This is a genomic window from Rhodococcus sp. 15-649-2-2 (assembly GCF_002258645.1).
Lineage (GTDB): Bacteria > Actinomycetota > Actinomycetes > Mycobacteriales > Mycobacteriaceae > Rhodococcoides.
The window spans coordinates 1-957 of record NZ_NPFM01000042.1 but is presented as its reverse complement, the minus strand read 5'-3'; the positions used below and the strand labels follow the sequence as shown (position 1 = coordinate 957).

The 957-nt window shown below is 64.9% G+C and carries 1 protein-coding gene; it reads left to right on the top strand.

All coding sequences use genetic code 11. From position 1 onward, the window contains the following. Position 1: 1 nt before the first annotated feature. Positions 2-957: acyl-ACP desaturase (locus CH305_RS28570; protein ID WP_032377482.1), on the top strand; the 956-nt coding region annotated here is incomplete at its 3' end.

Below are 957 nucleotides of genomic sequence, written 5' to 3'. Positions count from 1 at the left end.
AATGGCGAGGGATCTGACACAGCTCGAGCTTCTGCAGGAGCTGGTACCCACTGCCGAAGACAACGTGAACCGTCACATCACGATGGCGCGCGAATGGCATCCCCACGACTACGTGCCGTGGGACGAGGGCCGCAACTTCGCCGCCCTCGGCGGCCAGGACTACGACCCCGAACAGTCCAAGCTCTCCGATGTCGCGCAAGCCGCGATGATCACCAACCTGCTCACCGAGGACAATCTGCCCTCCTACCACCGTGAGATCGCCGAGAACTTCTCCCGCGACGGAGCCTGGGGAACCTGGGTCGGCCGCTGGACCGCCGAAGAGAACCGCCACGGCATCGTCATGCGCGACTACCTCGTCGTCACCCGCGGCGTCGACCCCGTCGCCCTCGAAGAAGCCCGCATGATCCACATGACCAACGGCTACGCCTCCCCCGCCGGATCACAGGTCGGTCTGCTGCACTCGGTCGCGTACGTCACCTTCCAGGAACTCGCCACCCGCGTCTCGCACCGCAACACCGGCAAGGTCTGCGACGACCCGATCGCCGACCGGATGCTCCAGCGCATCGCCGCCGACGAGAACCTGCACATGATCTTCTACCGCAACATCACCGGCGCGGCGATGGACATCTCCCCCGATCAGACGCTGCAGGCCGTCTCGGACATCGTGACCAACTTCGTCATGCCCGGTGCCGGGATGCCGAACTTCCGCCGCAACGGTGTGCTCATGGCCAAGCACGGCATCTACGACCTGCGTCAGCACCTCGAAGACGTCGTCTGGCCGGTGCTGCGCAAGTGGAACGTCTTCGAGCGCAACGACTTCACCGCCCGCGGAGAGAACAAGCGCGAAGAACTCGCCGCGTTCCTCGAAGACCTCGAACGCCAAGCCACCAAGTTCGAGGAAATGCGAGACCGCTCCCTCGCCCGCGAACGCGCCAAAGCCGAAGCACGCGCGTCGTA